The organism is Pseudorhodoplanes sp. (assembly GCF_050250235.1).
Lineage (GTDB): Bacteria > Pseudomonadota > Alphaproteobacteria > Rhizobiales > Xanthobacteraceae > Pseudorhodoplanes.
Genome location: NZ_JBFWPA010000210.1, coordinates 1 through 7,437 on the forward strand (window position 1 = coordinate 1; position 7,437 = coordinate 7,437).

4 protein-coding genes and 1 pseudogene are annotated in these 7,437 nt (G+C 60.6%); all 5 read right to left on the minus strand.

Annotation, left to right across the window (positions count from 1 at the left end):
• A pseudogene (locus AB7F49_RS36560) lies at positions 1-245 on the minus strand (hypothetical protein); the annotation flags it as partial.
• A gap of 795 nt (positions 246-1,040) precedes the next feature.
• Positions 1,041-1,772 carry a carbonic anhydrase family protein gene (locus AB7F49_RS36565; RefSeq protein WP_428531985.1) on the minus strand — a complete coding sequence of 244 codons (732 nt, stop codon included), beginning with the start codon at positions 1,770-1,772 and terminating at the stop codon, positions 1,041-1,043.
• Positions 1,773-2,611: 839 nt separating this feature from the next.
• A complete protein-coding gene (locus AB7F49_RS36570) occupies positions 2,612-4,768 on the minus strand; it encodes a molybdopterin-containing oxidoreductase family protein (protein ID WP_428531988.1) in 2,157 nt (718 codons plus the stop codon).
• 202 nt (positions 4,769-4,970) lie between these two features.
• The gene (locus AB7F49_RS36575) at positions 4,971-6,080 is read right to left on the minus strand and encodes a CobW family GTP-binding protein (protein WP_428531991.1); all 1,110 of its coding nucleotides are present in this window, start codon (positions 6,078-6,080) and stop codon (positions 4,971-4,973) included.
• Positions 6,081-6,113: 33 nt separating this feature from the next.
• Positions 6,114-7,367, minus strand: coding sequence for a M24 family metallopeptidase (locus AB7F49_RS36580; protein WP_428531994.1), 1,254 nt, complete (start codon positions 7,365-7,367; stop codon positions 6,114-6,116).
• Positions 7,368-7,437: the final 70 nt, after the last annotated feature.

The following is a 7,437-nucleotide window of genomic DNA, read 5'->3' on the forward strand; positions in this document are numbered from 1 at the left end:
ATCGCTTCGATGGTTTTGACATGACACTCGGCAATACCCTTGTTCGCCGTCTCATAGTTTTGTTTGAGCATCATATTGGCTCGTTCAGTGGCGGCTTGCACTTGGTGATAGTTTTCGCGACACGCCGAGAGATTTTTCTCCGCAATCTTGCGGAACGCTGCGGGCATTTCCACAGCGGAAAGACCATAGGCATCAAAGGCTTTTCTCCAGCCTTCGGTCAGTTTCTGATTAACATCGTCGCTCATGTCTTTCCCCTGCGCGTGGCCAAAGCGGCCGGTGGCTTGTCACTGCCGGTGCACAAGCTTTTTCCGAAATACGGAGGTCAGGAGTAAAGAGCGCGGCGTCCCAGTTTTGTTCATTTTATCCCAATCCGATGCGCCGCTTCCGAGCGTTCCGCGCTCGATGCGCGCGGAGCGCGCTATCGAGGCTGGTTGCGGAAGCATCCTCGAATAACGGCTTATCAGGAAGTGCACTGCCGGCGGACGGTGGGTACTTTTTCGGAGTTACCGAAGTGCCTTGGCGACGGCCAGGTCGACGACGCCTGCGAGAAGGACATCCTTTTCCGCTTCGTATCCTTTCTTCAACGCTTTCACGAAGGCGTCGCGCATGGCGCCTTTCTCGCTTCGCACACTTCGAACTTGGACAGGGGGACGTCGCGACTATAGAGCGACACGACGACAAGGGCGCGGATAGCTTTGTCGATATACTCGGTGTTTCCAGCAGCTTCAGCGACCACGCTCTTGCAGCTATGGTATGTGAGCGGCAACGCGCGTCATCGATCATTTATTCAGCCGCGTCATCGGCGAAGGCGCCGGCGTGCGCGCGGTTGGAAGGATTCACGTCTTGGTCGCCACATCATGTTTCTATGTTTCTCCTGTCGCATGCTGCGTGCTCCACCAAGAAGCTGCATGGCGGTCAAGATCGTGAGTTCAAAGGTCTGCGCAGACGCGCTGGTAAGCTAGGGGAAACTCGCGCATGAAGGCCGATCATTCAGCCAGGAGATAACCGGACGGTGACTACGGCCACCGCTCCGCGTGTCATCAGACCAGCGTGACCTTCGCCGTGGCGAGATCGTACATGGAGCCGACAACCTTGATCTTGCCGCTTGTCTCCATTTCGCGCAGAATCGGACTGCGCTCGCGAATCTGCTTCACCGCCATCGTGACATTCGTCCGTGCCACCTGGTCGACGAATTCCGGATTGGCGGAGGTCCGTTGGCCTTTATAGGCGGTCTCGCGAATGGCGGGCCGTATTTTGGCCACCAGCCCGGTCAGATTGCCGAGAACAACGTCGTCGATGGCTCCCTTGACCGCGCCGCAAGCGGTATGCCCCATGACCAAAACCAGCTTGGCACCGGCAACCATGCAGGCGAACTCCATGCTGCCCAGGATATCGTCGTTTACGATGTTGCCGGCAACGCGCGCGTTGAACGCATCGCCGATGCCGAGATCGCAGATTACCTCGACCGGCGCTCGCGAATCGACGCACGTCAGGGCGATGGCGGCCGGGTACTGGCCTGCGGCACTCGCTCGCTGCTCGGCCAGGAAGTCGCGCGGCTTCTGATTGCCCGCTGCGAAGCGCTCGTTTCCAGCGAGCATCCGGGAGATGACTTCGCCAGGAGTCAAGGCGTCGCGCGCCTGTTGCGTTAGCGCGGCAGCATGCGCAGTCGATTCGGATCCGGCAACATCGGTGGCTGCGAGAATCGCAACAGCGCCGGATGTGCGAAGGAAGCTACGCCGATTCATCTCGCGGCAGCCGCAATACAACGTCATCCTTGGGACCTCCTTCTGAAATGGTCTCATGACGCCCATAGGCTGTTTGTAGGCGTCGCAGCCGGACAACTCAAGAGGCTTTTCGATGGCTGTAACGATGCCGACGTTACGCAAGACGAAAGATACGCGGCCGCAGCCGCAGAATGAATCGTCATCCGTTTCAATGCGTTGTTTGAGTGCGATCCCTCTCGAAGGCCGATTGCTGATCACGCTAGAACGCTCTCGTCCGGCAGTGGTCGGCAAACATCGTACGCGAGAGAGGGCGACACTATACCTTGTGTCTCAAGAAGCGGGACGTAATGGCAGGTATTTTCTGTTTGCTGTGGCCGTTGCGGACTTGGTTTTGCGTCGCAGTATTCCGGCTTTGTACGAGTCAGCCCGCTCGCGTCCAATCAAGGGCGCATCATCTTCACCGTTACGCGATTGACCTTGCTCGATTTGTCCCTTGACCGGCAGTTTCAGGGCAAAATTGCCATTTTACATGAAATCGGAACGTGCTTTGGATTTCTTTGTTTGATCGCATTTTCTTGACGCGAACCGGTGCGCACTTTTATGCGGCCTCGGGGCACGGGAATATTGCTAATCGCATAATTCGGGCAGTCGTCGCGCCAAGGCTTCAGCGAACAGGCTGGGCATGGGATTGGAATGGGTATGCCGAGCGGCTGATCGGATCGATCCGGCGCGATCTCTGGACCATGTGATCGTCATGGGCGAGGCGCATCTGCGCAAAATCCTGCGAGCCTGTGCCGATTACTCTAATCGCATCCGAACGCACCGTGCAGAGCGGGGCGCCGCGCTGCTGCGGGCGGCCGGTCTGCTGCGACTGCCAAGCAGCGGCCTTATTGAGGAGGCGTGACCCTGGCCACACGACACAGGAGCGCGCGCAGCTGGTACGTTCCCATGGCCGGATCGTATGGCGGGCCATTGTTGGTCAGCAGGTTGACGTTCGAGTCCCAGACCCCGTAGTTCGGTGCGCCTTTTTCAGGAAACCACCAGGCGTGCTGCGCGCTGACGACCCGCGGATCGATTCCGGTCGTCAGCTTGGCCTTCTGCTTGATCCGGCCGCGCCGCGTTTCGATCCACATCCAGTCTCCGTTGGAAATGCCAAACGCCGCGGCGGTGTCCGGGTGGATTTCGGCGACAGGATCGCGGTGCGCCCTGCGGAGCTTTTCGATCTGACGATGTTCCGAATTGAAGAAGTGCGATATGCGACCGCCCGTAGTCAGCACTAGGGGAAAGTCCACGGCTACGTCCGGCGCGCTGACCGGCGTTTCCGGAGCTTCGACATAATACGGCAGGGGCGAATAACCGAGTTGCTCAAAGCGCGTAGAGTAAAGCTCTATCTTGCCAGTCGGAGTGCGGAATCCGCCTTGTTCGAACTTTCGGTACTTGATCGGAATATTGACGAATCCGCGCTGTTTCAATTCGTCGAAAGTGATGCCGAGGCCGCCGGCCGCAAGCTGTGCATCGAGCACTTCTTCGACGGATTCGGTGCAGACCGGCAGTCTCATCCGTCGTGCCAGTTCGACAAAGATCTCCTCGTCGGACTTGCACTCGTGCGTGCGCACAGCTTTCTGGTTTGCCAAAACGACGTTCGCGGCAATGGTCGGCAAGCCTGCGATCTGATTGATTTCCGGCCATGAGGCAGCTGGCAGGACGATGTCGGCGAGTTCCGCCGTCGGCGTCATGAAGAGGTCGGCGCAAAGCATGAAGTCGAGCTTCATCAACGCTTCATAGGCGGTCGACGCATTGGCAAAGGTGGTCAATGTGTTGTTGCCAAATACCAGGAAGGCCCTCACCCTGTAGGGTTTGCCGTCGCGCATAGCCTCGACCAGCGTCGGAATATGCGCGGCTGGCAGATCGGCGCCTTCCCCGCCGAGCAGTTTGAAGCGGTCGGCGCCAAGCCTCTTGGCACTGGCTTCGGGCGTAAGGTTTTCGATCAGGCTCGGGAAGCGCCCAAGCCCGTGCATGCCGAACACCCAGCCTCCGGGCACGTCGATATTGCCGGTCAGAACCGGCAGCATCGAGGTGGCGCGAATGGTCTGGATGCATTTCGGCGTGTGTTCGAGCGCGCAACCCCATTCCAGCATGCCCGGCCGGGCTTGCGCGAAGAGGCGGGCGGCGGTGCGAATCTGGTCCGCAGGAACCCAGGTGATCGGCTCGGCCCATTCCGGCGTGTACGTGACGACGCGCTCCGCCAATTGCTCGAAACCATAGGTCCACTGACGAACGAACGGCTCATCGTAGAGTCGTTCGCCGATGATGACATTGAGCATGGCGAGCGCCAGCGCATCGTCCGCGCCCGGGCGCACGCGCAGCCACAGCTTGGCTCGCTTTGCAAGTTCGGTTTCGCGCGGGTCAATGACGATGATGTCCGGATCGTGCGCGAGCGCCTCGCGAACGCTGAAGCGGGTCTCGCCGTCGGGGCCGGAATTGAGCGGATTGTGGCCCCAGAACATGATGCATTTGGGCGGCACATCGCCCGTATAGTCGCACACCGGCAAATCGCCGAGCGTGAGAATGGTCGTGTTCACACGCGGGTGGAAACACTGCGCGAATCCGGGCTCGCACCAGTTCGGCGTGCCGAGCGCATGACCAAATCGGGAGACCCACCGGATATGATGACGTCCGGTGCCGGTGCCGAGCGCAATCGCTTCAGGGCCGGATTGCTCGCGGATCGCAAGCAGTTTTTCGCTGATCTCGTCGAGTGCATCGTCCCAGGAAATGCGTTGCCAGCGCCCGGAGCCGCGCTCACCGAGGCGGCGCATCGGATACTTGAGTCGGTCCGGGTGATAAACCAGATCCGTCGTCACGGTCCCGATCGGACACAGGCGCCCGTGATTCAGCGGCGATTCAGGGTCGCCCTGAACCTTGACGAGAACACCGTCCCGCACATGCATGAGAACGCCGCAGCCGCCGTGACATGAACGGCACACGCTTTTGAGCACGACGGTGGCTGGATCTGTGCTGGTGATCTGTCTTTGCTGGATGGTCATCGCCCCTCCCGCTGGAGCCTTGGTTCGGCGCCAGATCGGAAAATTTCTAGCAAGGGACCGATCGCCGAGTTATTCAGAATCGGAAAAGGCCGATAGTATTTGGCGATCACTGCAATCTCGATCCGTCAGTGTGGGCGTCTCCCGCCGGAATGCGATGCAAAGGCGATAGCACGGCAGGAAAAGTATCGACCTTGCGATGCCGTCAGCCGAAGCCCTGAGCACGCGCGCGGGCGGCAGCAGTTCGCGCGGCGACACGATCGAGCACGGCAATCATGTCCTCGACTTCGGCCCGGTCGTAGCCCTGAGTAATGAATACGATCTTGCTGCCGCGGTCGTCGTCGGGCCAGCGGTCGAGCCACGACAGGTTGTGCAACAGATGCTGTGCGCCTTGAATGACCGCGGGGCGGTCTGGTTCTTCCGCAACGTGAACGATGCCCTTCACCCGTAGCAGGTTGGGGCCGAGATTTTGTTGCAGGGCGTCGAGCAACAGCCGCAGCGCCTCGCGGGAAATCGGATTCTCGCGGATAAAGCAGAACGAGGCGATGTCGCGGTCATGCAGGCCGTGATGAACGTGGTCATGCGCAGCATGATCGTGCCCGCTGTGATCGAGCTCATGCTGCGCGTGATCGTCCGATATGTAGGCTGCGGCGTTAAGCCAGGCGCGGGCGTCGGCATCGGGATCGCTGGGATCGAGCCCGGGCGCGCGTAGCAAAGCGCTCGGATCGATGGCCGGGTCGTCGATGCGCGTGATCATCGCCGCGGGATTGATGCGCCGCAGCCGTGCGGTCAGTTGTGCCTGCCGCTCGGCTGCGCCGTCGCCGAGCAGGTCGAGCTTGGTGAGCAGGATGCGATCAGCAAGTGCGATCTGCCGCACCGACTCGGCATGGTTGTCGAGCGTCCCGGCGCCGTTCACGGCATCCACGGTCGCGATCACGCTCGCGATGCGATAGAGGCCCTCGAGCGTAGGGTCGGACAGAAAGGCCTGGATCACGGGCGAGGGGTCTGCGAGCCCCGATGTCTCGATCACCACATGATCGAAACGCGGGATCGAGCCGTCCTCCCGCGCGTGAAAAAGATTATTCATGGTTGCGACGAGGTCGCCGAAAACGGTGCAGCACAGGCAGCCGTTCTCAAGCACCATGATAGTGTCGTTGCTCGACGTAGCCAGCACGTGATCGAGTCCGACTTCCCCGAACTCGTTGATCACCACGGCGGTGTTGGTCATGGCGGGATCGCGCATGGCCTTGTTGAGCAGCGTGGTCTTACCGCTGCCAAGGAAGCCGGTGAGAATGGTGACCGGAGTGTGAGGCAAGGGCGACCTTTGCTGTGTTGCAGCGAGGCGGTGTCAGAACACCTCGCAGCCCGGCAATCCACACGAGATCAGGCGGTCCGACGGGAAATTGGTGATGATCTGGCAACCGTCCTTGGTCACCACGACTTCTTCCTCGATTCGCGCCGCGCCTGAGCCGTCCTCGGCCCCCTTCCATGTCTCAAGTGCGAACACCATGCCCTCCTTAAGTGGAGTGTTCTGGCCGCTATAGCGCTTGGAAATGATGGGGCGCTCCCACAGGGACAGGCCGACGCCGTGACCGTATTGCAGCAGGAACGCTTCCGCTTCGTCTCGGTAACCGAAGTCGGTGGCTTTTGGCCAGACCGCGGCTACCTGGTCGGGCGTGACGCCTGGCCGGATCATGTCGATCGAGGCGCTGATCCACTTCGACGCCGTCTCGTAGGCGTCAATCTGGTATTTGTTGGGTTCGCCACAAATGAACGTGCGGTAATAGCAGGTGCGATAGCCGTTGAATGAATGCATGATGTCGAGGAACACCATGTCCCCCGGCTGAATAAGCCGATCTGAGAACGTGTGCGAGTGCGGCCGACCGCGGGGGCCGGACACGGAATTCACGCATTCGACGCGCTCGGACCCCATGCGGAACAGGCGGTCATGGGCGATGGCGACAAGTTCGTTCTCGCGCGTTCCGGGGCGGATTGCGCGGGCGATATCGACATAGGTCGCATCGACCATGGCGCAGGCCATCTTCAGGAGCTCGATCTCGTCCGCCGTCTTGACCTCGCGCGCGTCAAGCAGCGCCTGCTGGCCGTCGACCACTTCGATGCCCTCTTTCTCGAGCGCGCGCAGCATCGGCAGTTCCATCAGATCGATGCCGATCGGCTCCTTCTCGATGCCGAAATGCACCAGTGCCTTCTTGATCTGCTTGGCGAAATCGCCCTGCACGTTCATCTGCGGAGGCAGTCCGCCCTGCATCGTCGAAATCGGGGCGGCGACGTTGTCGGCGATCCAGGGCGAGGAGATGCGCTTGGCCGGCGGAGCCGGGTCCCACAGGAACGGAGGGCCCTGCACGGGGCAGAGCGCGTAACGCATGAACTTGTCGCGCGCCCATTCTCCGATATGGGTGCCGGTGATGTAGCGGATGTTGTCGAAGTTGAAGGCGATCACGCCGCCAAGGCCGGCATGACGGATGGCTTCCTGCGCCCGGGCGAGGCGCTCCTTGTGAAGCCGGTCATAATCGATCCCCCGCTCCCAATCCTTGGCCATCGACCCCCATGACGCCGTCGCGTGCGGTCGGTTGTATTTCATGTGTCATCCTCGCAATGTCATCGCCCGTCGAATTCAGGACGGAGCGGCAGAAAGCAGGGGCTCTGTCCGG

Excerpts from the sequence above, each read along its gene's own strand:
- AB7F49_RS36565 (WP_428531985.1), bottom strand. The coding sequence starts at position 1,772 with ATGACGTTGTATTGCGGCTGCCGCGAGATGAATCGGCGTAGCTTCCTT.
- AB7F49_RS36570 (WP_428531988.1), bottom strand. The coding sequence starts at position 4,768 with ATGACCATCCAGCAAAGACAGATCACCAGCACAGATCCAGCCACCGTC.
- AB7F49_RS36580 (WP_428531994.1), bottom strand. The coding sequence starts at position 7,367 with ATGAAATACAACCGACCGCACGCGACGGCGTCATGGGGGTCGATGGCC.